General features: G+C 46.9%; 21 protein-coding genes. 13 read left to right on the plus strand and 8 right to left on the minus strand.

What is annotated here, in order from left to right:
* Positions 1 to 44: 44 nt before the first annotated feature.
* Positions 45 to 2,342, plus strand: a complete 2,298-nt coding sequence (metE, locus tag AC1DFM_RS03940) for a 5-methyltetrahydropteroyltriglutamate--homocysteine S-methyltransferase (RefSeq protein ID WP_477075419.1) — start codon at positions 45 to 47, stop codon at positions 2,340 to 2,342.
* A 20-nt stretch (positions 2,343 to 2,362) separates the two neighbouring features.
* Complete coding sequence (locus tag AC1DFM_RS03945; protein WP_477075420.1) at positions 2,363 to 2,584, plus strand: cysteine-rich CWC family protein; 222 nt, start codon at positions 2,363 to 2,365, stop codon at positions 2,582 to 2,584.
* A 106-nt stretch (positions 2,585 to 2,690) separates the two neighbouring features.
* On the opposite strand, the gene AC1DFM_RS03950 is transcribed toward AC1DFM_RS03945, so the two are convergent.
* Entirely contained in the window at positions 2,691 to 3,119 is a 429-nt protein-coding gene (locus AC1DFM_RS03950; protein WP_477075421.1) for an FKBP-type peptidyl-prolyl cis-trans isomerase, read from the minus strand.
* 105 nt (positions 3,120 to 3,224) lie between these two features.
* On the opposite strand from AC1DFM_RS03950, the gene AC1DFM_RS03955 reads away from it, so the two are divergent.
* Positions 3,225 to 4,391, plus strand: coding sequence for an exo-beta-N-acetylmuramidase NamZ family protein (locus tag AC1DFM_RS03955; RefSeq protein WP_477075422.1), 1,167 nt, complete (start codon positions 3,225 to 3,227; stop codon positions 4,389 to 4,391).
* Positions 4,392 to 4,512: 121 nt separating this feature from the next.
* The gene (gene fmt, locus AC1DFM_RS03960; protein ID WP_477075423.1) at positions 4,513 to 5,442 is read left to right on the plus strand and encodes a methionyl-tRNA formyltransferase; all 930 of its coding nucleotides are present in this window, start codon (positions 4,513 to 4,515) and stop codon (positions 5,440 to 5,442) included.
* Between the two features lie 114 nt (positions 5,443 to 5,556).
* On the opposite strand, the gene AC1DFM_RS03965 is transcribed toward fmt, so the two are convergent.
* From AC1DFM_RS03965 to hemH, 7 genes are all read right to left on the minus strand, one after another.
* Positions 5,557 to 6,540, minus strand: coding sequence for a DPBB and LysM peptidoglycan-binding domain-containing protein (locus tag AC1DFM_RS03965; protein WP_477075424.1), 984 nt, complete (start codon positions 6,538 to 6,540; stop codon positions 5,557 to 5,559).
* Between the two features lie 305 nt (positions 6,541 to 6,845).
* On the minus strand, positions 6,846 to 8,255 hold the full coding sequence (locus AC1DFM_RS03970) for a methyltransferase RsmF C-terminal domain-like protein (protein WP_477075425.1): 1,410 nt from the start codon (positions 8,253 to 8,255) through the stop codon (positions 6,846 to 6,848).
* Between the two features lie 53 nt (positions 8,256 to 8,308).
* Positions 8,309 to 9,775: an NAD(P)(+) transhydrogenase (Re/Si-specific) subunit beta gene (locus AC1DFM_RS03975; protein WP_477075426.1), complete on the minus strand. Its 1,467-nt coding sequence runs from the start codon at positions 9,773 to 9,775 to the stop codon at positions 8,309 to 8,311.
* Between the two features lie 119 nt (positions 9,776 to 9,894).
* The gene (locus tag AC1DFM_RS03980; protein WP_477075427.1) at positions 9,895 to 10,206 is read right to left on the minus strand and encodes an NAD(P) transhydrogenase subunit alpha part 2; all 312 of its coding nucleotides are present in this window, start codon (positions 10,204 to 10,206) and stop codon (positions 9,895 to 9,897) included.
* A gap of 34 nt (positions 10,207 to 10,240) precedes the next feature.
* Positions 10,241 to 11,371, minus strand: coding sequence for a Re/Si-specific NAD(P)(+) transhydrogenase subunit alpha (locus AC1DFM_RS03985; RefSeq protein ID WP_477075428.1), 1,131 nt, complete (start codon positions 11,369 to 11,371; stop codon positions 10,241 to 10,243).
* Between the two features lie 61 nt (positions 11,372 to 11,432).
* Positions 11,433 to 12,779: a protoporphyrinogen oxidase gene (hemG, locus tag AC1DFM_RS03990; RefSeq protein ID WP_477075429.1), complete on the minus strand. Its 1,347-nt coding sequence runs from the start codon at positions 12,777 to 12,779 to the stop codon at positions 11,433 to 11,435.
* A gap of 9 nt (positions 12,780 to 12,788) precedes the next feature.
* Positions 12,789 to 13,835, minus strand: coding sequence for a ferrochelatase (gene hemH, locus AC1DFM_RS03995; RefSeq protein ID WP_477075430.1), 1,047 nt, complete (start codon positions 13,833 to 13,835; stop codon positions 12,789 to 12,791).
* A 311-nt stretch (positions 13,836 to 14,146) separates the two neighbouring features.
* On the opposite strand from hemH, the gene hemA reads away from it, so the two are divergent.
* From hemA to AC1DFM_RS04040, 9 genes are all read left to right on the plus strand, one after another.
* A complete protein-coding gene (gene hemA / locus AC1DFM_RS04000) occupies positions 14,147 to 15,400 on the plus strand; it encodes a glutamyl-tRNA reductase (protein ID WP_477075431.1) in 1,254 nt (417 codons plus the stop codon).
* 4 nt (positions 15,401 to 15,404) lie between these two features.
* Positions 15,405 to 16,325 carry a hydroxymethylbilane synthase gene (hemC, locus tag AC1DFM_RS04005; RefSeq protein ID WP_477075432.1) on the plus strand — a complete coding sequence of 307 codons (921 nt, stop codon included), beginning with the start codon at positions 15,405 to 15,407 and terminating at the stop codon, positions 16,323 to 16,325.
* Positions 16,315 to 17,058 (plus strand): uroporphyrinogen-III synthase, encoded by a 744-nt coding sequence (locus AC1DFM_RS04010; RefSeq protein ID WP_477075433.1) that lies wholly within the window; start codon positions 16,315 to 16,317, stop codon positions 17,056 to 17,058. The genes hemC and AC1DFM_RS04010 overlap by 11 nt, the downstream gene beginning before the upstream one ends.
* Positions 17,055 to 18,083, plus strand: a complete 1,029-nt coding sequence (hemE, locus tag AC1DFM_RS04015) for a uroporphyrinogen decarboxylase (RefSeq protein ID WP_477075434.1) — start codon at positions 17,055 to 17,057, stop codon at positions 18,081 to 18,083. The genes AC1DFM_RS04010 and hemE overlap by 4 nt, the downstream gene beginning before the upstream one ends.
* A 77-nt stretch (positions 18,084 to 18,160) precedes the next feature.
* Positions 18,161 to 19,078 (plus strand): oxygen-dependent coproporphyrinogen oxidase, encoded by a 918-nt coding sequence (gene hemF / locus AC1DFM_RS04020; RefSeq protein ID WP_477075435.1) that lies wholly within the window; start codon positions 18,161 to 18,163, stop codon positions 19,076 to 19,078.
* A gap of 22 nt (positions 19,079 to 19,100) precedes the next feature.
* Complete coding sequence (hemB, locus tag AC1DFM_RS04025; RefSeq protein WP_477075436.1) at positions 19,101 to 20,072, plus strand: porphobilinogen synthase; 972 nt, start codon at positions 19,101 to 19,103, stop codon at positions 20,070 to 20,072.
* A gap of 35 nt (positions 20,073 to 20,107) precedes the next feature.
* Positions 20,108 to 21,394, plus strand: a complete 1,287-nt coding sequence (gene hemL / locus AC1DFM_RS04030; RefSeq protein ID WP_477075437.1) for a glutamate-1-semialdehyde 2,1-aminomutase — start codon at positions 20,108 to 20,110, stop codon at positions 21,392 to 21,394.
* Positions 21,395 to 21,540: 146 nt separating this feature from the next.
* The gene (locus AC1DFM_RS04035) at positions 21,541 to 21,963 is read left to right on the plus strand and encodes a hypothetical protein (protein WP_477075438.1); all 423 of its coding nucleotides are present in this window, start codon (positions 21,541 to 21,543) and stop codon (positions 21,961 to 21,963) included.
* Positions 21,964 to 22,098: 135 nt separating this feature from the next.
* Positions 22,099 to 23,217, plus strand: coding sequence for an efflux RND transporter periplasmic adaptor subunit (locus AC1DFM_RS04040; RefSeq protein WP_477075439.1), 1,119 nt, complete (start codon positions 22,099 to 22,101; stop codon positions 23,215 to 23,217).
* The last annotated feature ends 7 nt before the right edge of the window (positions 23,218 to 23,224 follow it).

A 23,224-nucleotide genomic window follows, 5' to 3' on the forward strand; every position in this document is an offset into this window, starting at 1 on the left:
AAACAATAATAATACGTTTGCAAAGAATAAAATACATCCTATATATGCTCACCAATATTGCGGGCTACCCTAGAATAGGCAGCCAACGGGAACTGAAAAAAGCATGCGAAAATTACTGGGCCGGAAAAATCTCACTGGAAAGACTGGAGCTAACGGCCAGGCAGCTACGAAAAGAAAACTGGACATTACTACAGGAAGCCGGTATTGACCTGATTCCTTCCAACGACTTCTCGTATTACGACCAGGTACTCGATATGAGTATGGCTGTGGGCGTGATTCCGTCGCGTTTTCAGGCATTACGACAAACATTCGCTAACCCTAACTGCCCGGAGCTGTATTTCGCGCTGGCAAGAGGGTATCAGAAAAATAATTTTGATATCACCGCCCTGGAAATGACCAAATGGTTTGATACCAACTACCATTACCTGGTGCCGGAATTTGAATCCAACCAGCAATATTCCCTGCACAACCCTAAATGTGTACAGGAATTTAAAGAAGCGCTCAGCCACGGCATTACCACCAAACCTGTGCTGGTAGGACCTGTTACGTTTATCCTGAGTGGTAAAATAAAAGACGCCGCGTTAAGCCAATCGGCTTTACTGGAAAAGCTGCTGCCGGTATATATCCAACTCCTCACGGCTTTACAAGAAGCCGGCGCTACCTGGGTACAACTCGATGAGCCCTCCCTGGTAACCGATCTGGAGCCAGCTGTCAAAGCATTATACAACACCGCTTATACCGCTATCAGCAACGCATTACCTGATTTAAAAATACTTCTCGCCACTTACTTTGGTGGGCTGGAAGATAATACAGGCCTGGCTTTGCAACTCCCGGTATCCGCATTACATATTGATCTGGTACGGGCGCCGGAACAACTGGATGCAGTACTGGCGGACCTGCCGGCAGACAAACTGCTGTCTCTCGGGGTAGTAGATGGACGCAATATCTGGAAAAACGACTACACCGCTTCCCTCGCACTCATCCGCAAAGCTATTACCCATATCGGTGAAGACCGCCTGCTGCTGGGCACTTCCTGCTCGTTGCTGCATGTGCCATACGACCTGGATGCGGAAACTGCTCTGTCTCCGGAAATTAAACAATGGATGGCCTTTGCCAAACAAAAAGTGGACGAAGTAGTAGCATTGAACCTGATCATTGCAGGTAATACTTCCTTACTGGCAGACAATGAAAAGGCCATGAACAGCCGCAAAACCTCCGCCAGCATACATCTTCCTGCAGTAAAAGAAAGAATCAAACAGGTAACTACCGCCGATACCCAGCGCCATAGCACGTTTGCACATCGACAGCTATTACAGCATGCCGTACTGCAATTGCCCCTGTTCCCTACCACCACCATAGGCTCTTTCCCGCAAACAACGGAGATCAGGCAGCTGCGCGCCGATCTGAAAAAGGGCGTGATTTCACCCGAAACCTATGACGCAGAAATTCGTACTGCCATTACCGACACCATCTACCGTCAGGAAAACCTGGGACTGGATGTACTTGTTCATGGCGAGTTTGAGCGGAACGACATGGTGGAATATTTTGGAGAACAACTCGATGGATTCACCTTCACCCAAAATGGATGGGTACAGAGCTATGGCACGCGTTGCGTAAAGCCACCGGTTATTTTCGGAGATGTGCAACGTCCGCAGCCAATGACGGTAGCCTGGAGCCGCTATGCACAATCGCTCACCAACAAGCCGGTGAAAGGCATGCTCACAGGCCCTATCACAATTCTGCAATGGTCTTTTGTACGAAATGATCAATCCCGCATGGATACTGCGTTTCAGCTGGCACTCGCCATCCGCGATGAAGTAAAGGATCTGGAAGATGCCGGTATTACAGTGATACAGGTAGATGAACCTGCCCTGCGCGAAGGCCTTCCACTCCGCAAAGCACCGCGTGCTGCCTATCTGGAAGACGCTGTGAAAGCCTTCCGCCTGGCGGTATGCACGGTTGATGATGCCACACAGGTACATACGCATATGTGTTACGCAGAATTCAATGATATCATAGAACACATTGCTGCGATGGACGCAGATGTGATCACTATCGAAACTTCCCGCTCCCAGATGGAACTGCTGGAAGCCTTTGCACACTTCCGTTATCCGAATGAAACAGGGCCGGGCGTATACGATATCCACTCACCTAGAGTACCAACGGTAAGCGAAATGGAAGCATTACTGGAAAAAGCAGCGCAATTATTGCCTGCCCGTAATATCTGGGTAAACCCCGACTGCGGCCTGAAAACACGCAAATGGGCGGAAACTGAAGCGGCGCTCCGCAATATGGTGACTGCAGCTAAAAATGCGAGGATAAAGCAGACGGTGAGTTGCTAAATCCTTCGTACTTTCATGATATGGCATGTCATGAAACCGTTACCTGTCCGCGCTGTCAGCGTCCATTTGAATGCCGTGTAGGCACCATTTTACGCTGTCAGTGTCAGGACATTAGCTTATCGGAGGAAGAACGACACTTCATCCAACAGCAGTATAGTGGTTGTCTTTGTATTGATTGTTTACGTGAGCTGAAATCCGGCTTTCCGGAACCTCCAGCTCCTTTGGAGAAAGATCATATATAGCCATTAGCGGTTAACTTTAAACAAAAATGCAGCGGAGAACATGTTACATGTTAATCTCCGCTGCATTTTACTAAAAGCTAACAGCCAATGGCTAATAGCTAAAACATTATACGATTTCTACCAGCTCCAGGTCAAATACCAGATCTTCACCAGCCAAAGCGTGGTTAGCATCCAGGGTAATGAACTCTTCGCCAATAGCAGCAACTTTCACCTGAAATACCTGGCCCTGAGGATTGCTCATCTGCAATTCCATGCCTACTTCCGGATTCAGATCAGCTGGGATATTCGCTTTAGGAAAATCCATGATCATTTCATCGCTCTTAGGACCATATGCCTGATCAACAGGGATATGAATGGTTTTCTTGTCGCCAACTTTCATGTCCAGCACACCATTCTCAAATCCTTTGATAACCATACCGGCACCTACCTTGAATTCGAGCGGTGGTCTACCCTCTGATGAATCAAAGGTAGTCCCGTTCGTTAAACGGCCATGGTAATGCACCTTCACTGTATCCCCGTTTTTAACAGCTTGCATAAAAATTAATTGTTTAGTGTTAATAAATTACGCGCAAGATACAAAAAGCTGCTATAATCCGCGTTTTTTGATGCAGCCAATAAAGCTTTGCTGTATCTTAACGGTATGAACCGTATATTACTTATTTGCATCCTCCTGGTGGGATGCTTTATGGAAACCTCCGCACAATACGCGGATCTCGTACTGCCAGGCGCCACACAAACCACCCGCTATCTGCCATTGCTGAAAAATAAACGGGTAGCGATGATGGTGAATCAAACCGCTACTATCGGGAAAAGCCACCTGGTAGACTCCCTGCTGAAGCTCCATGTAAAAATTCAGAAAATCTTCAGCCCGGAACATGGCTTCAGAGGCAATGCCGGCCATGGCGAAACCGTAGCCAACAGCATCGATTCTGCTACTGGTATTCCCATTGTATCGCTCTACGGCAAACACCGCAAAGCCACCGCAGCAGACCTGAAAGATGTAGATATCCTCCTCTTCGATATACAGGATGTAGGTACCCGCTTCTTTACGTACATTTCCTCATTGCAGGAACTCATGGAATCCGCTGCTGAAAACAACAAAACCCTCGTTATACTGGACCGCCCCAACCCCAACGGGGATTATGTAGACGGCCCCATCCTCGATACCGCTTTTCGCTCTTTTATCGGCATGCAGCCTATCCCCATTGTGCATGGCATGACGGTAGGCGAATATGCCCGCATGCTCAACGGAGAACACATGCTCAGCAAAGGCGTACAATGCAACATTAAAGTGATTCCCTGCGAAAACTACAGCCATCAAACGTTTTATCGCGTTCCCATTAAGCCGTCTCCGAATTTGCCCAATATGGCCGCTATCAACCTCTATTCATCGCTCTGCTTTTTTGAAGGAACCGTGCTTAGTCTGGGACGTGGCACCGACAAGCCTTTCCAGGTATACGGCTCCCCGTTGTTTCCCAAACAAGGCTTTTCTTTTACACCACGTGCCAGCGCTACCAATCCAACACCGGTACTTAAAGATCAGCTCTGCTACGGCTACGACCTGAGCAATGCTCCCGAAACCGTGCCTCATAAAGGCCGCAAAATCGAATTAAAATGGCTGTTAGATGCTTACAAAACATTCCCGGATAAAGACAAATTCTTTATTCCCTTCTTCTCTAAAGTAGCCGGCAATACACAACTACAACAACAAATTGTGAAAGGCCTATCAGAAGAAGATATCCGCAAAAGCTGGGAACCCGGTTTAGCGAAGTTTAAAGCAATACGGGCAAAGTACCTGTTATACTAGCTTTTAGCAATTAGCCATTAGCTTTTAGCAAAATGCAGCGGAGAGGAATATATAACGTCTTCTTCGCTGCATTTTGCTAAAAGCTAATGGCTAATTACTAAATGCTTTATTTTTGCTCTCTATGAGTAAAGATCTCCGTATAATTTTTATGGGTACGCCAGATTTCGCAGTGGCGTCTCTCGATATATTAGTACAACACGGCTTTAACATTGTTGCGGTAATCACTGCGCCTGATAAGCCTGCTGGCCGCGGGTTACAGCTGCAGGAAAGCGCCGTGAAACAATATGCAGTGAGCAAAGGACTGCCGGTGTTACAACCGGAAAAGTTGAAGAACCCTGATTTCATTGCTGCTTTAAAGGATTTGAAAGCGGATCTGCAGGTAGTAGTGGCATTTCGTATGTTGCCGGAAATGGTGTGGAATATGCCACCAGAAGGCACTATCAACGTTCATGCATCGCTGTTGCCGCATTACCGTGGTGCGGCTCCTATTAACTGGGCCATCATCAACGGCGAAAAGGAATCTGGCGTAACGACCTTTAAACTCCAGCACGAAATTGATACCGGCGACATCCTGTTCAGCGACAAAGTAGCCATCCGCGAAGATGAAACTGCCGGCGAATTACACGATGCACTCATGCACACCGGTGCTACCTTGCTGTTAAAAACAGTACAAGCCATTGCAGCAGGTAATGCCGTAGGAACTCCACAGGCCGATATCCCCGCCGCCGATATTAAACATGCACCTAAAATATTCAAAGAAACCTGCCAAATCAACTGGCAACAACCACTGGATAAGATCTATAACCATGTAAGAGGATTAAGCCCTTATCCCGCTGCCTGGACCGTTTTTCAAGGTAAAACCCTGAAGATATACAAGGCGCACAAAGAATTGACCACACCTTCCAAAGCACCAGGAGAATTTGATACTGATCAGAAAACCTATGTAAAAATTGCTGCCCCTGACGGGTATTTATACCTCGATGAAATACAGCTGGAAGGCAAGAAGAAAATGGATATTGAAGCATTCCTCCGGGGATATCGCTTTCAATAAAAGGGAAGGATTTTTTGCTGGTGATTTAGCAAGATGATAAAAAGAGAAAGGGAGATAATAGTCGGATATCCGCTACTATCTCCCTTTCCCTTTTTATCCTTTCCGGAAAGCTACTTAGTTCTCATAACTCAACTCGCAATAGAAGCGTGTTTCATTATTACCAAGGGCCTGCATGGCACTGTCGCTCAGCTTGATAATGAGGCCTGCATTGGCTTTCATTTGCGGAATAACATCCAGTACTTTAGCATATACCGCTTTACCGTTTAATGGGTTGGTCACTTTAATGATGGTACCGCGGGGAGCCGTATTATGCAGCGCATAATATTTTCCTACCGCATTGCTCTTAAACCAGGTGCCAGGGCCTTTCTCAGAACTTGCCTTTTTACCGTTATTGGTTTGCTCTGCGTACAGTTGCTCAAAGTCGGCGCTGCTGTTAGCGGCGGCTGGTCTGGCTGGAGGAGGAGCCGGTGCTGCAACGGTTTCTTCTACCGGGGCTGGCGCTGCTTCTTTCTCTTTCTCTTTCTCTTTTTCCTTCTCCTTACCTTTCTTCACCGTTTCTTTTATAGGTGCTGGCGCCGGTGTAGYGGCTGTTTCCACAGGCTCAGCTACTGGTTCCTTCACTTTCTCCACTTTAGGCGCAACTTCTGCTCCTGCGCCACCTGCTTTGATAAAGCCGATGATCACATAACTATCTTTCTTCAATCCATCGCCGGAAAAACTGTTCCATTGACGAATGTTATCCAGTGGTACTTTGTTATAGTTTACACTTACCCGGTATAAAGTTTCTTTATCGGTTACTTTATGATACACCGGTTTTCCGCTGGCATCCGCTTTCTGCGAAAAGTTAGCCGCAGTCAAGGGAATATGCAAATTATGTCCCAGCTGTAATCCTTGCTCCATGGATACTTTATTGGCAGCAGCTATTTCTTTGGGGGGTATACCATATGCACGGCTGAGGCTATAAAAATTTTCTCCTTTCTTCACCACATGGGATATGTAAAGGGCGGGGGAAGTACCTTGCACCTGCAGCGTGTCCTGCGCCTGCAACGCTCCTGCACTAAAACCAAACAAGACGATTGATAGAATCGATTTTACCATACTAACTCTGTTTATGATTGATAATCTGCCTGCTGCTCCGGATATTTCTGCTCTCGTATGTAGTACCCAACGACAACCTAATTATACCATTGCAGCACCAAAAAATCTGTTTTTTTTATTTGCTATTTCGGGCAACGAATATATGCGTTAAAATTGACAATTCTATTTAATAAACCAAACGAAAAAATCTGCCTTTTGTTGTGGTCAGCTGCGAGGATCATTTCTCTCTAACATTCCCCGCAAACACCTGTTGGCATTGTATTTCAAGTTGGCAATAATGGGAGATAAATAGCAGTACCTTATTTTTACAATCCCGTAATTTCTTTCAGGATACGTAATTCTTTCGGGTAGTAATTATTCATACGGTTAGGTAAAAATTTGGCCCAACCAAGATTCATTCCTTCATACTGCACCAGCGCCCAGCCTCTCGCGGCTGTAGTAACACCAGGGTCCTCTTTACGCAGGTACTGTAATGCCTGCTGCAAGTTAAGGTCTACCACCGGTATCTGATCTGCTATCAGCATACTCGCCGCCAGCTGATGATCAGGAATCAATTCTTTCTGTCCGGGTTGCCCCGCTTTAACACCCGCTTTGCGAATATACAATTGTTGCTGCAACAATGGCATTTCAGCAGCTAATAAAGGCGGTAATATTAACACTTCCTCCTGATGCAGGAAATATTCATAGTTGGCAGGTACTTTTAACCAGGGCATCATTACCTCGCGCTGCCGTGCTGTTAAGGCAGTTTTCTTTTGCTCCTTCTCCTTGCCTTTACGCACAGACTCCCCGCTACGCTTGCGGAAACAGGCAATGAAAAAGCCTTCTCCTTTCAACCTGTCGGGGTAAAAACGATAGCCGGTGCAATTTCGTTTAGTCGTTACCGTTGGTACTATTCCCCATTGTTCTTCCAGCGGGATGGTGATATTCTCCAGCTCAAAATGGTCTGCCAGCCAATCCAGGATCACCTCATCTTCTTCTGCAGAAAAAGAGCAGGTAGAATAAATCACTACACCGTCCTCCTTCACAGCGGGCAACACATCGGCCAGAATACGCTGCTGTCGCTGGCTACAAAGCGTTACATTTTCCGGCGACCATTCCGATACCAGCTCCGGATCACGCCGAAACAAGCCAGAACCCGAACACGGCGCATCTACCACTACCAGGTCGAAGTAGCCTGGCAGCCGGGAAAAGTCACGCGGGTCGTTATTCGTCACCACCACATTAGCGGCGCCCCACTTAGTAAGGTTATCTGCCAGCAAAGCAGCACGCGCTTTAATCACCTCATTGGCCACCAGCAAGCTATCGGAACTGATTACCGATTGCAGCAACGTAGACTTCCCTCCCGGCGCTGCACACAAATCCAGCACCTTCAAAGAAGCCGATACATCTACGGTAGCACGCACCGCCTGCTCCAGGAACATAGAAGAGGCCTCCTGCACGTAATACGCACCCGCATGGAAAAATGGATCAAAAGTGAAAGACGGCCTGRCAGGTAAATAGTATCCCTCACTACTCCAGGGCACTTTATTCACACCGGCGACAGACAAGGATTGTAGCACCTGCTGTGCTTTTTCCGGCGAAGTAATTTTGTTGGGATTCAACCGCAGGGATGTAATTTTTTCTGCGGCGACATGTACGCGTTCAAATGTTTCCCGGTTATAACCCGGAAGTCCTGCTAATGAATCAAGCAGCGCAGCTGGTAAATGACTGGACAAAGGAAGTTTTTTCGCAAAAATAATGAAAATGCGGATTTTCTATTTGTATAGCATTATACTTCTTTAATGGCGGCTAATAAATCCTGCAATACCTTCTTGGCATCGCCAAACAGCATGGAGGTTTTAGGTTGGAAGAACAAGTCGTTTTCTATACCGGCATATCCTGGTTTCATACTGCGTTTATTCACGATCACTACTTTCGCATTTTCCACTTCCAGTATAGGCATGCCATAAATAGGGCTGGTAGGATCGTTCTTTGCGGCTGGATTTACCACATCATTAGCCCCGAGGATCAGGACCGCATCCGTAGTGGAAAATTCTGCGTTAGCATCTTCCATCTCCAACAATTTCTCATAAGGTACATCTGCCTCCGCCAGCAATACGTTCATATGCCCAGGCATACGGCCTGCCACCGGATGAATGGCATATTTCACTTCCACTCCTTTTTCTTCCAGCATTTTTTCCAATTCATGACAAACATGCTGGGCCTGCGCTACCGCCAATCCATATCCAGGTACAATAATTACTTTATTGGCGTAGGCCATCACTACCGCCGCATCACTTAAACTGATTTCTTTATAGTTGCCCTGCTCTTTTCCACCAGCCGCCACGGCACCGGCGCCACCACCGAAGGAACCAATCAATACATTCTTCAGCGAACGATTCATCGCCTTACACATCAGGATAGTCAGGATAGTACCGGCGGAACCTACGAGTATCCCACCCGTAAGCATCACCGGATTGCTATACAGAAATCCTCCACAGGCAGCAGCTACGCCCGTAAAGGAATTGAGTAAAGAGATTACGACCGGCATATCGGCACCACCAATGGGGAGTACAAACAATACACCGTAGAACAGTGCCAGCAGGAAAATAATATAAAAAACCAGTATACCAGTGCCGGGCGACACGGCAAATATCAATAACAACCAAACAGACAATCCCACTATTAAGGCCAGCACACCCAAATTCACCAGATGTTGTCCCTGGAAAGAAAAATCTTTCACTTTGCCCGCCAGCTTGCCCCAGGCAATGATGCTGCCCGCGCAGGATACGGCGCCAATCACCAGGCTGAGTAATATAATCAGTACCGTGCCCCTGGAAGCAGATGATTCCAGCAATTGCAATACCAGGTGATCATCAGAAACAGGTGCATATAAATTGCGGATCAGTGCATGAATATGATTAAATTCTACGATAGAAATTAAGGCGGCGCAAGCGCCTCCCATACCATTGAACATGCTCACCATTTCCGGCATGGCAGTCATCTTTACTTTTTTAGCAGATAACACACCAATCACCCCTCCAATCAGCAATCCGGAGAATATCCAGCCATAATTATGTAGTGGCGCATCATTTACCCTGTAGAGAAAGATAGTACCCACAATCGCCAGCGACATCCCTCCAGCCGCTATCAGATTGCCTTTACGGGCAGTATCCGGTTTGCTTAACATCTTTAGTCCGAGGATAAAAGTAACAGAGCCGATCAGGTAAATAATTGATAAAATGCTGGATCCCATATTGATTTTTTTAGCTGTTAGTCATTAGCTTTTAGCTGTTAGCAAATGCAGCGGAGATTAACGTATTATCTTCTTCGCTGCATTTGCTAACAGCTAAAAGCTAATGGCTAATGGCTGGTTCATTTCTTTTTGCCTTTAAACATCTCCAGCATACGGTCTGTTACCACAAAACCACCCACTACGTTAATGGTGCCCAATATAACTGCCAGAAAGCCGATGATCAACGCCACATAATTATCCGGCTCTGCTTTCCCCATGACAATAATAGCTCCTATGATTACCACACCATGGATAGCGTTGGCGCCACTCATCAGCGGCGTATGTAGTACAGACGGCACTCTTGAAATAACTTCCACTCCCAGGAAAATGGAGAGGATAACAATGTAGATCAGGTCAATATGCTGGTGAAGAAAAGCAAAAATATATTCCATGTTGAACGGGTATTTTACAATCTAATGAGGGCTGTTAAGCCGGCTGCATCATGCTTTTCACACGATCATTCACAATTTCACCATTGTGTGTAATACAGGCACCACGTACGATGTCATCTTCAAAATCCAGGTGCAGGGCGCCTTCCCTGGTTAGGATCAGTTTCAAAAAATTAAATACATTCTTTGCATACAACTTGCTGGCATCAGCTGGCATGGTAGCTGGCAGATTGGAATTACCGATAATGGTAACGCCGTTATATGGTACAGTTTCATTGTTCTTTGTTTGACTGGTATTACCTCCAGTGGCAGCTGCCAGGTCTACAATCACAGCGCCGGCCCGCATACGGTCCAGCATCTCATTGCCGACCAGTATAGGAGCTGTTTTGCCGGGGATTTGCGCCGTGGTAATCACAATATCTGCTTTGGCAATACTTTCTGCAATCCGTTGTTGCTGTTTTTGTTTGTAGTCGTCCGTTTGCTCTACCGCATAACCACCAGCAGAAGAGGCATCCGCAGCTCCCTCCACCTCCACAAATTTCGCCCCCAGACTCATCACTTCCTCTTTCACTGCAGGACGGGTATCAAACACTTCCACCACTGCCCCCAAACGACGGGCGGTAGCGATGGCCTGTAATCCGGCCACGCCTGCTCCCAGTATCAGCACTTTCGCCGGCGCAATACTGCCTGCGGCGGTCATTAACATGGGAAAATAACGCCCATAGCTATACGCTGCCAGTAATACTGCCTTATAACCGGCAATATTGGCCTGGGAACTCAATACATCCATGGATTGTGCACGCGTAGTGCGGGGAATAGTATCTAAGCTGAAAGAAGTAATGTTGCGGGAAGCCCAGTATTCCACCTCGTTTACACGATAAAGCGGTTGCAGAATACCTACTATGATTTTACCTGCCGGTATCTGATCTGTCTGCTCCCGGGAAGGAGGCTGTAATGTAAAAATGATGTCTGCACCGGAAAGAATGTCTGCTGCCGTTTTAATCAATGCTCCCGCCTGCATATAGGCGTCGTCGTTATAGCTGGCACTGTTGCCGGCTCCCTGCTCCACCCACACGGTGACCGACATTTGCTGCAGTTGTTTTACTACTTCAGGGACAAGAGACACCCTGGTTTCGCCGTTTTTTTCTTTTAAAATTCCTGCAATCATCTGGTGGAAATTTATAATGGAATTTAAAGAAAAAACGCCAACAACGAACTATTTTCCGGAATTAATTTTTAGCGAGAGCAGCTGCGAAAGTAGCTGCATGTTGCAGCAAAGCCGGGATAGCTACACCCCGTATGTAATTTCCCTGGATAGATATACCCGGATATTGTTTTTCAAAATTGGCAACAGCGTTCCGCAACTTTGCATGCCCTACATTCAATTGCGGAATAGCTTTAGGCCAGGTGCTAAACCGCTGCATCACCGGAGGAGCCGTTAAATGCAGTATCGTCGTAATTTCTTTGATCACCTGCTGCTGCCATGCATCAGGACTCAGCTGATCAAACAGCTGTTCCTGCCTGGCGCCGCCCAGAAACACCGTAAACAATATTTTCCCAGCTGGCGCTTTCTCCGGGAAAATAGCGGAGTTGCAGATAGCACCCAGGAAGTGCTTGTTTTCTGCATGCGGCACCAAAAAGCCGAAGCCTTCCAGCGGCTGAGGCAATGCAGTCGCCTCAAAACCCAGGTGTAATACGCCCATGCGGGGATAAGGCACCTCCCGCAACAGTGCGGCAGTAGTAGTATCGAGAGAAGTGATGATATCGGCGGTACGATAAGCTGGCGTTGTAATCACCACCCTGGCGGCCGCAAAACTGGCAGATACGCCGTTTTCCACCGCACTGACTATATAGCCGTCATTGGACGGACTAATAGCGGTAATAGTGCAATTAAAACGAACCGGTGTGGTAAGCAACTGTGTTAAGCGGTTCGTGAGTAGCTGGTTACCTCCTTTGAAGCTGATGATTTTGCGGCCTCCCATAGCGGCTTTATTCTTCATCAATCCTTTGGTAACGCTGCCGTATTCCTGCTCCCAGCGTGGCAATGCAGGTAATACTTCGCCAATACTCATGCGGTCAGGATGACCTGCATAAATACCGGATAATACCGGATCAAATACATAATCCGCAATTTCTTTATTAAATCTTCTGCTCACAAAATCAGTCACACTCTCCTCTCCCGCTACCGGTGCCGCTTTCCGGAAACTCTCCGTAAACAGGCGCCATTTGCTGCGGCGACTCAGATAATCCGAAGCCATGATTTTGAAAGGATGTGGAGAAACACCATGCAGTTGATTGTTCCTCACCAGGAAACGATGTTTGCTGGCGGCACTGGCTTCCAGTATATCCGCTTCCAGCCCCAGTTCCTTAAAGAATGCCAATACTTCGGGAGTAGCAGCAATGGTATTGGCGCCGGCGTCCAGCTCAAATCCATCTTCCCGGAAAGAATGCATCACACCACCCGAATGATCCGCTGCTTCCAGCACCAGATAAGGTACCTGCAACTTTTGCAATTCATATGCAATACTCAGCCCGGCGATACCGGCGCCAATGATCAAAACGGGTTGTTCAGACATATGGAAAGATTAAACTACTTGTTCTTTGGCAATGATTTCCGTGCAATATTTTACTACCGCCTTCACCCACATCGGATGTATATTCAGACAGGGGATCATCGTAAACGCTTCGCCTCCGCTGCTCAGGAAGGAATGCTTTCCTTCAACGGCAATTTCTTCCAACGTTTCCAGACAGTCGGATACGAAAGCCGGACATACAATCAGCAACTTCTTCTTTCCTTCTGCAGGCAACGTTTCCAGCAAACCAGCCGTATATGGCTTCAGCCACTCTTCACGTCCCAGGCGCGACTGGAAAGAGATCCCCCATTTTTCACGGGGCAATCCCAGCTGTTCCGCTACCAGTTCAGTAGTCACCGTGATCTGATGACGATAACAGAAAGGAGAGGCAGCTGATTTCACATGACAACAATCAGCTACTTTCATACAATGCGCCCCGGTAGGATCTGCTTTACGCATATGCCTTTCCGGTAAGCCATGGTAGCTGAATAATACGTAATCATACTCCTGCTGGAGATATGGACGCATACTTTCACTCAATGCATTGATATAATCCGGCTCATCATAAAATGGCGGAATAGTAGATAACTTAAATTTATATTTCTTCTTACGGTAAATTTCCTGTGCATACTCCACTGCCGTTTCATAAGAAGACATGGCATAATGTGGATATAATGGCAACAACACGACTTCCTTCAAATCCGGATTTTGCTTCAGCAGGTTGCTGAAAGCTACTTCCGGGCTGGGATTACCATAACGCATGGCTATTTCCACGGGTATCTCCATATCATTCTGCACTGCCATCTGTAATTGTTTCGTCAATGCTACCAATGGAGACCCTTCTTCCCACCAGATAGAAGCATAGGCCTTCGCAGATTGTTCAGCGCGTTTCGGTACAATGATACCTTCTATCAATATCTTCCGGAATAACCATGGATAGTCGATCACACGCTTGTCCATCAGGAACTCTATCAGATAACGCTTTACATCCGGTACTGCCGTAGAATCAGGCGATCCAAGATTCATCAATATTATTCCAACATCAGATTTAGCTACCATTTCCTTTTATAAATTGGGGCAAAGCTAAGGAAAAAGCCGAAAGCAGAAAGCAGAAAGCAAAAAGCTATTGTTACGGATAACAAATTACAATATCCGCACTGGTCTTCGCTTCCATGGCTTTTTGCTTTCTGCTTTCTGCTTTCGGCTTCTTCCCTCCCCTTGTCATCCTATTGTAAAGATTAAAAACTGATAAAAATCATTTTTTCGTCGTACTGATTACCAGTAGTAGAAATGACACACTAATGACAGCCTAAACCCACTTGTTTGGAACGTATGAAAGTACTTTTGCAACCGGAAGCTTATACAATAACATGCAGGTCAGTCATTCAAAAGAAATAGCAAATTTTCATATCGTTGGCATCAACTATAAGAAAACAGACGCTGCTATCAGGGGATTATACGCCATCAATCCGGCACAATATGAACAACTCCTGGAGCATGCCAGGACGGTGCAACTAGACGATCTCTTTGTACTATCCACTTGTAACAGAACAGAAGTATATGGATTTGCTGCGAATCCCGGGCAGCTGATAGACTTGCTATGCAAGGAATCTAACGGTGACAGAAGCCAGCTCGAAGAATTAGCCTATGTCAAATCAGGAGAAGAAGCCGTCAGGCACTTATACCAGGTTGGCACCGGCCTCGATTCCCAGATCCTCGGCGATTATGAAATCATCGGCCAGATACGCAACGCCACCAAATTCGCCAAAACACAACAGTGTTTGGGCAGCTTCCTTGAAAGACTGGTGAACAGCGTATTACAGGTTTCCAAACTCATTAAAACAGAAACAGGACTCAGCAAAGGCACCGTGTCTGTGGCTTTCGCCACCGTCAGAATGCTCGAACGCATCTGCCCTGATATAAAAGATAAAAAAATTGTGTTGTTAGGTGTGGGCAAAATAGGCCGCAATACCTGCAAAAACATGATTGAATACCTGGGTGTAAAAGAAATCACCCTCATTAACCGCACCATGCAGGTAGCGGCAGATTTCGCCGATCAACACGGACTGAAATATGCTCCCTACGAAAACATGGTCAGCGAAATGCAGGCAGCTGATGTAATACTGGTAGCCTCCAATGCGCCACACCCAACCGTATTAACACATCACCTGTATCAGTCCTCTCCCAAACTCATCGTAGATCTCTCTATTCCATTTAACGTAGAAGCTGCCGTGGGCGACCTGCCGCATATTACCCTCGTAAACGTGGATGAATTGTCGAAGGTACAGGACGAAACCCTGCAAAACAGACTGGGCGAAGTGCCTAAGGCCATTGCCATCATTGACGAATACATGGAGGAATTCCTCTACTGGTATAAAATGCGCAAACATGCGGTAGTACTGAAAGCAGTAAAAGATAAACTGCATGAAATACATACCCGCGAAATACAACAACAGAAAAACGGAGGCCACTACAACATAGAAGATATAGAACTGGTATCCTCCCGCATTATACAGAAAATGATTAATCTCATGGCAGGTAAAGTACGCAAGGAAACGGATAAAAGTGACCAGTACATTGCTATGATCAACGATATTTTTGAGACCGGCGTTAACCAGGAATAAACCAATGGATAAAGTTATCAGGATAGGCACCAGAGAAAGCCAGCTGGCCTTATGGCAGGCAAACCAGGTAAATGATTTACTCACCGCACAAGGTTACCGCACCGAACTGGTGCCCATTAAAAGTGAAGGTGATATTGACCTCGTTACTCCCCTATACGAAATAGGCGTACAAGGTATCTTCACCAAAAGCCTGGACCTGGCGTTGCTCAATAACCGCATCGACATTGCTGTTCACTCCTTCAAAGACGTTCCTACACAATTACCGCTGCAAATTGTACATGGCGCCATCCTCAAACGTGGACCGGTAAAAGATTTGCTTGTATATAAAAACAATACTGATTTCCTGGAACAGGCGGACTATATCGCTAACATTGCCACCAGCAGCGTACGCCGCAAAGCGCAATGGCTCCGGAAATATCCACAGCATCAGCTACATAATCTCCGCGGCAACGTAAATACCCGCCTGCAAAAACTGGCGAATGAAAACTGGGACGGCGCCATCTTTGCTGTAGCCGGACTGGAAAGGATCAATGTACGCCCTGCTAATTCCCTTGACCTCGACTGGATGTTGCCAGCTCCTGCACAAGGCGCAGTAGTAGCCGTTTGCCGGGAAGATGATACTTTCTGCCGCGAGGCCTGCGCTGCATTTAACGATGCTCCCACCGCACTCGCCACACATATTGAACGCGAATTTTTACGTACCCTGATGGGCGGTTGCACCACCCCCATCAGTGCCTACGCTTACATAAAAGATAATACCGTACATTTCAGCGGGGAACTCTGCAGCCTCGATGGCAGCAGCTTCTTCAGCACTTCCAGAGAAGTCCCCCTTGATCAGGTACAACACCTGGGACAGGCTGCAGCGGAAGATATCATGGCGCAAGGCGGCGCCGAAATTGTAGCACAGATCAGAAATGTCAAATGATAAACACCGCATATTATGCACCAGACCACTGGCTGCCAGCTCTATTGCGGTAGCAGCCGAAAGTGGTTTGAGCATTGAGGTAAAAGACTTTATACAAATAAAGCCATTACTCAATGAGGCCCTTGTAGGCGAACATAATATGATGCAGGTATTTACACAGGACGCCGTACATGTATTCACCAGCGCTAATGCGGTAAAAACCCTGGCAGATTATTACTTCCATCAGGGCAGCACTTACTTCGTTATCAGCAATGCACAGGTTTGTTGCATTGCCGGTAACACCCGGAAACTGGTAGAAAAAGCATTCACCGACTGCCAGATACTGACAGAAGCCAGTTATGGCAAAGACCTGGCAACCGCTATTATTCAACGTGGAGATATCAAAGCCGTTAATTTTTTCTGTGGCAATCAACGCAGAGATGAATTACCAAACATGCTCAAAGCAGCCGGCATTATAGTCACAGAATATGTGATCTACGAAAATATCCCCACACCGGAAGTAACAGCAACAGATTATGACGGAATATTCTTTTTCAGCCCAAGCGCAGTCAAAAGCTATTTTTCCGCCAATACAATATCTCCCGAAACCGTATGCTTCGCTATTGGCCGTACCACGGCCACAGCGTTACAAGAGCATACTGACAACAGGATTATCATGAGCACCAGCACTTACGAAGAAAGCATGGTGCAAACAGCTATATTTTATTTTAACAACATTAACTGCTACGAATGAGCGCATTGAAGAACGACTTATTGCTGAAGGCCCTTAAAGGTGAAACCGTTTCCCGCACGCCCGTATGGATGATGCGTCAGGCTGGTCGCTATCTCCCGGACTATATTAAACTGCGTGATAAATACTCCTTTTTTGAGCGCTGCGAAAATCCGGAACTGGCCACAGAAATAACCGTGATGCCGGTGGATCAGGTGGGTGTAGATGCTGCCATTATTTTTTCTGATATCCTCGTAGTTCCACAAGCCATGGGCATGGAAGTACAACTGATAGAAAAAGTAGGCCCCTTACTCCCTGCTCCCATCAAATCTGCACAAGACCTGCAGCGTTTATGCGTTCCCGATGTACAGGAAAGATTACATTACGTATTTGACGCCCTGAAGCTCACCAAAAAAACACTGGATGGCCGTGTGCCCCTGATTGGCTTTGGTGGTGCTCCATGGACACTCCTCTGCTACATGGTACAAGGTAAAGGCTCCAAAACATTTGATGAAGCAAAAGCCTTCTGCTATCAGCAACCAGCCATCGCACACCAGCTGCTGCAAATGATTACTGATACCACCATTGCCTACCTGAAAGCACAGGTAGCTGCAGGCGCTGATACCGTACAGGTATTCGACTCCTGGGGTGGATTACTCAGTCCGCAGGATTTCGAAGTATTCTCTTTACAATATATCCGCCAGATCGTAGCAGCCACGAAAGACGTGTGCCCTACGATTGTATTCGCCAAAGGCGCCTGGTTTGCACTGGAAGACATGGCCGCTACCGGCGCTCATGGTCTGGGCATCGACTGGTGCATTAAACCGCATTTAGCGCGTCAGTTTGCCGGCGAAAACATCACCCTGCAGGGTAACTTCGATCCGGCTAAATTGCTGGCGCCGATCCCTGAAATTGAAAAGGCAGTAAAAGAAATGCTGAAAGGCTTTGGCAGACAACGTTACATCGCCAACCTCGGACATGGCATCTTACCGAATGTACCGGTAGATCACGCGAAAGCATTTGTGGAAACAGTTAAAGCACACGGATAAATACAGCTGTTAGCTATTAGCCGTTAGCTATTAGCTAAAAAATTAAACAACAAAACACACTAAACGCTAATCGCTAAATGCTAAAAGCTCAATTCATCACCTTCATCCACGGCCTGCAGGATCAAATCTGCGCCGCACTGGAAAAAGCAGATGGGAAAGCTACTTTCCGGGAAGACCGCTGGGAACGCCCCGGCGGCGGTGGTGGCAAATCACGTGTGATTGCCAACGGTAACGTATTTGAAAAAGGCGGCGTCAGCACCTCCATCGTGCATGGCGATTTGCCCGAAGTAATGGCACAACAATTTGGCGTTACCAACAGCAAATTTATGGCCTGCGGTATCTCCCTGGTCATCCACCCGCTGAATCCTTTTGTGCCTACTGTACACGCCAATTTCCGCTATTTCGAATTATATGAACAAGATGGAACGCTGAAAGACAGCTGGTTTGGTGGCGGCGCTGACCTCACCCCTTACTACCTGGAGGAAAAAGATGGTATTCATTTCCACCAGACTTTCAAAAATGCCTGCGATCCGTTCGGAACAGATCTCTATCCGAAATATAAAAAACACTGCGATGAATATTTTGTGAATAAACATCGCGACAATGAAGCCCGCGGCATAGGCGGTATATTCTACGACTACCTGCGCCCGGATGCCAATATCACTGCGGAAGAAAGACTGGCCTTCTCCAAAGCCAATGGAAACGCTTTCCTGGACGCCTATCTGCCTATCGTGGAAAAAACCAAACAACTGCCTTATACCGAAGCACACAGAAGCTGGCAGGCGTATAGACGTGGCCGTTATGTGGAGTTCAATCTTATCCACGACAGAGGCACCCTGTTTGGCTTAAAAACCAATGGACGTACAGAATCTATCCTGATGAGCCTACCGCCGGTAGCCCGCTGGGAATATGACTTCCATACCGTACCCGGTAGTCCGGAAGCACAGCTGCAGGAATTCCTGAAGCCACGCGACTGGATTAAGCCCACTATATAAAAACGATTAAATTTTTATAAAGATGATCAGAAGAAACAGAATTCTAAGAGTATCTCCCGCCATTCGCGCAATGGTAGCGGAAACAATAGTAAGGCCCAGCGATTTTATTGCACCGCTATTTATTACCGAAGGAGAAAATGTGAAGGAAGAGATCAGCTCTATGCCAGGTTATTTCAGGTATTCACTGGACCTTACTATTAAGGAAGCCAAAGAACTCTGGAGCCTGGGTATTAAAAGTGTGTTGCTGTTTGTAAAAGCACTGGATAGTGTGAAAGATAACAAAGGAACGGAAGCTGTTAACCCAGACGGATTAATGCAACGCGCCATCCGTGGCATCAAAGATGCCATTCCTGATATGGTAGTGATGACCGATGTTGCCCTGGACCCTTATTCTTCCTATGGTCATGATGGTATTGTAGAAGGCACTGAAATTGTGAACGATCGTACCGTGGAAGTACTGGCACGGATGAGCCTCAGCCATGCACAGGCCGGCGCTGACTTTGTCGCCCCCAGCGATATGATGGACGGCCGCATTCTCGCCATCCGCAACATCCTGGAAGAAAATGGTTTCGATAAAACAGGTATCATGGCTTACAGCGCCAAATATGCATCCTGTTTCTATGGCCCCTTCCGCGATGCACTCGATTCTGCTCCCGGATTCGGCGATAAAAAAACCTACCAGATGGACTACGCCAATTCCCGCGAAGCCATCAAGGAAACACTGATGGACATTGAAGAAGGCGCTGACATCGTTATGGTAAAACCAGCGATGGCCTACCTCGATATCATGCGCATCATTAAAGATCGTACTACCGTTCCCGTTAGTGCTTATCATGTGAGCGGAGAATATGCGATGATTAAAGCAGCAGCAGAAAGAGGCTGGCTCGATGAAAACAAAGCCATCCTGGAAACAATGACCAGCATGAAACGCGCAGGTGCTGACCTGATTGCCACCTACTTCGCAAAGGACGCGGTGCGACTGCTCAATGCATAATTTCCTATCTTGCAGAAAATATAAATCTCCAACAGATGTACAGCAAAAGTGAAATGTTATTCGGGAAAGCAAAGCAGGTAATTCCCGGCGGTGTTAATTCTCCCGTAAGAGCATTTAAAAGTGTAGGCGGCACACCCGTTTTTATGGAACGCGCAAAGGGCGCCTACATGTACGATGTAGATGGCAACAAATATATCGACTACATCAACTCCTGGGGACCAATGATCCTTGGCCATGCTTATGAGCCAGTGATTAAAGCCATCCAGGAATATGCTACCTACTCCACCTCTTTTGGTGCACCCACTGAACTGGAGATTAAAATTGCGGAACTGATCGTATCCATGGTACCTAACATCGACATGGTACGTATGGTGAATTCCGGTACAGAAGCCTGTATGACAGCCCTCAGGCTGGCAAGAGGTTACACCGGCCGTAACAAATTCATTAAATTTGAAGGCTGCTACCATGGTCACGCAGATGCGTTCCTGGTAAGCGCCGGCAGCGGCGTAGCTACGCTGGGCATTCAATCTGTTCCCGGTGTAACCGCTACCGTAGCAGAAGATACCCTCACAGCTCCCTACAATAACTTACCGGCAGTAGAACAACTGGTAGCTGAACATGGTGCTGAAATTGCCGCCATTATCATTGAACCCGTAGCGGGTAACATGGGCTGCATCCTGCCTCAGCCAGGCTTCCTGGAAGGACTGCGCAAAATCTGTGATGCCAACAACATCCTCCTCATATTTGATGAAGTAATGACTGGCTTCAGGTTGGCTCGTGGTGGTGCACAGGAATTACTGGGCATCAAAGCGGACCTCGTTACTTTCGGAAAAATTATTGGCGCCGGTATGCCGGTAGGTGCGGTAGCAGGCCCGAAAGAAATCATGGAAAACCTGGCCCCCGCCGGTAAAGTATACCAGGCAGGCACTTTGAGTGGTAACCCGATTGCCATGATTGCCGGATACACGCTGTTGCAAACACTCAACGATAATCCGATTATCTATCAACAACTGTCAGAAAAAGCCGATTACCTGGTAAACGGATTAAAAGAAGCCTTTGGTGCAGCAGGCATCGTACACAGCATTAACCAGATGGGATCTATGCTGAGTGCGCATTTCACTGAATATCCTATCGTGGATTTCTCTGCTGCCTCTGCTGCCAACAATGAATTATTTAAACGCTTCTTCCATGCTATGCTGGAACGTGGAGTATATCTGCCACCTTCTGCTTTTGAAAGCTGGTTCATGAGTAACGCACTCACTACTGAAGATCTCGACGCTACCATCGCCGCAGCTAAATCAGCGATGCAAGCCATCAAATAGTTAACAATTCAATCCTGTGCTGAGTGGAAACGGCTGTCTCTTTAAGAGACGGCCGTTTATTTTTATGCTTACCGGTCATCCAAAAATGTTTCCTTTACAATAAACTAACCAACAAATAAATTTAAAACGATTATTTTCGTGGTTGAATGAGCGAGCGCTTACACATATTAAAAAGATGGACAACCGTTTGTTTCCTGCTGTGCTTACAGCTGGTAACCGGCAGCATGCCTGTGTTTTCAGCACATCGCCATTTAATGCTGCGCGATATTGTTATCCAACAATCGCAGCAAAATCAGTTAGAAAATCTCATTTCTAAACTTCCGGTTCAACTGGAAGCTGATGATGACGGTACTGATGTATGGCAAATAACCAAACACCGGCGCAAAACCCGTTGGTATCTTTCCGCTACCGCGCCACAGGTAAGTACCGCCACCCGTATCGTATACCTCGACGCAGAAAATACTGCTCGCAGCATATATATTCCTGTTAATAAAACCGGAGAATACGAACGTCAGAAGTCCTTTCTGCCGGCGTACTACTCATTCCTCTTCCGGTTTACCCCCTTCTGAATACACCACCTTTTCTATTTTCATTTGTAATTTTTTTTAGGGAGATGCCTACCTTTTCTGCTACCATAGCGGAATTGCATCTTACTGTGTTGTATTCACATATTCCGGGAAAACCGGGATCAATATTTTATTGCTATGCGTCAATATACAGGGATCATTACATCGCTGATCGCCCTTTTTATGGCTGGTTGTGCCACCAAAGGAGAAAGTACTAATAAAGAAGACTTAAAAACACTGCCGGTTACTGTACTGGTGACCAAAGATACCATCCTGCACCGCTCCTATGTTACAGATATACAGGCGGTGCAAAACGTGGAAATACGTGCACGGGTAAACGGTTTCCTCGATAAAATATACATCGATGAAGGCCAGGAAGTAAAAAAAGGACAACTACTTTTTGGTATCAGTGATGCAGAATACCGTGCAGAACTAGCCAAAGCAAAAGCAGTACTGAGCAGCATGATCGCAGAAAGCAAAGCGGCCGCCCTGGAACTGGATCGGGTCACTATGCTGGTAGATAAAAAAGTAGTAGCCGCCTCCGAACTGGAAGTAGCCAAAGCCAAACTGGCAGCGGCGCAGGCTAAAATCGAGGAAGCCCGCTCCGCGGCAGACAATGCCGAAATGCGCCTGTCGTACACCAGCATCCGCGCTCCTTTCGACGGTATTATCGACCGTATTCCACTGAAAAAAGGAAGCCTCATCAGTGAAGGTTCCCTCCTTACTACGGTATCGGATACACGGGAAATATATGCCTACTTCAACGTATCAGAAACAGAATACCTTCAATACAATAAAGCACTGGCAAAAGGCGATAACAGCTATCGCCAGGTAGCACTTATACTGGCAGATGGCTCCGATTACCATCATGTAGGCCACATAGAAACCATAGAAGGCGAATTTGAAGAAAACACTGGTTCCATTGCCTTCCGGGCACGCTTCCCTAATCCATCTAAACTCCTGAAACATGGCGCCAGCGGTAAAGTACGGCTCACCACCGAAATGGATAGCGCCGTGATTATTCCGCAAAAAGCAGTATTCGAAATGCAGGACAAAAACTACGTATTCGTAGTTGATGCGGCAAACAAAGTGAAGATGAAAAACTTTGTTCCGGCTGCTCGCTTTGCACATTTCTACATCGTGAAATCCGGCTTACAAGCCGGCGAACGAATTGTTTGTGAAGGCGTACGCAACATCCGCGACGGCATTGAAATTGCCCCGCGCAGCCTGCCCATGGATAGTTTACTGACTTTATAATCACGTG

Source organism: Chitinophaga sp. 05T412 (assembly GCF_056396465.1).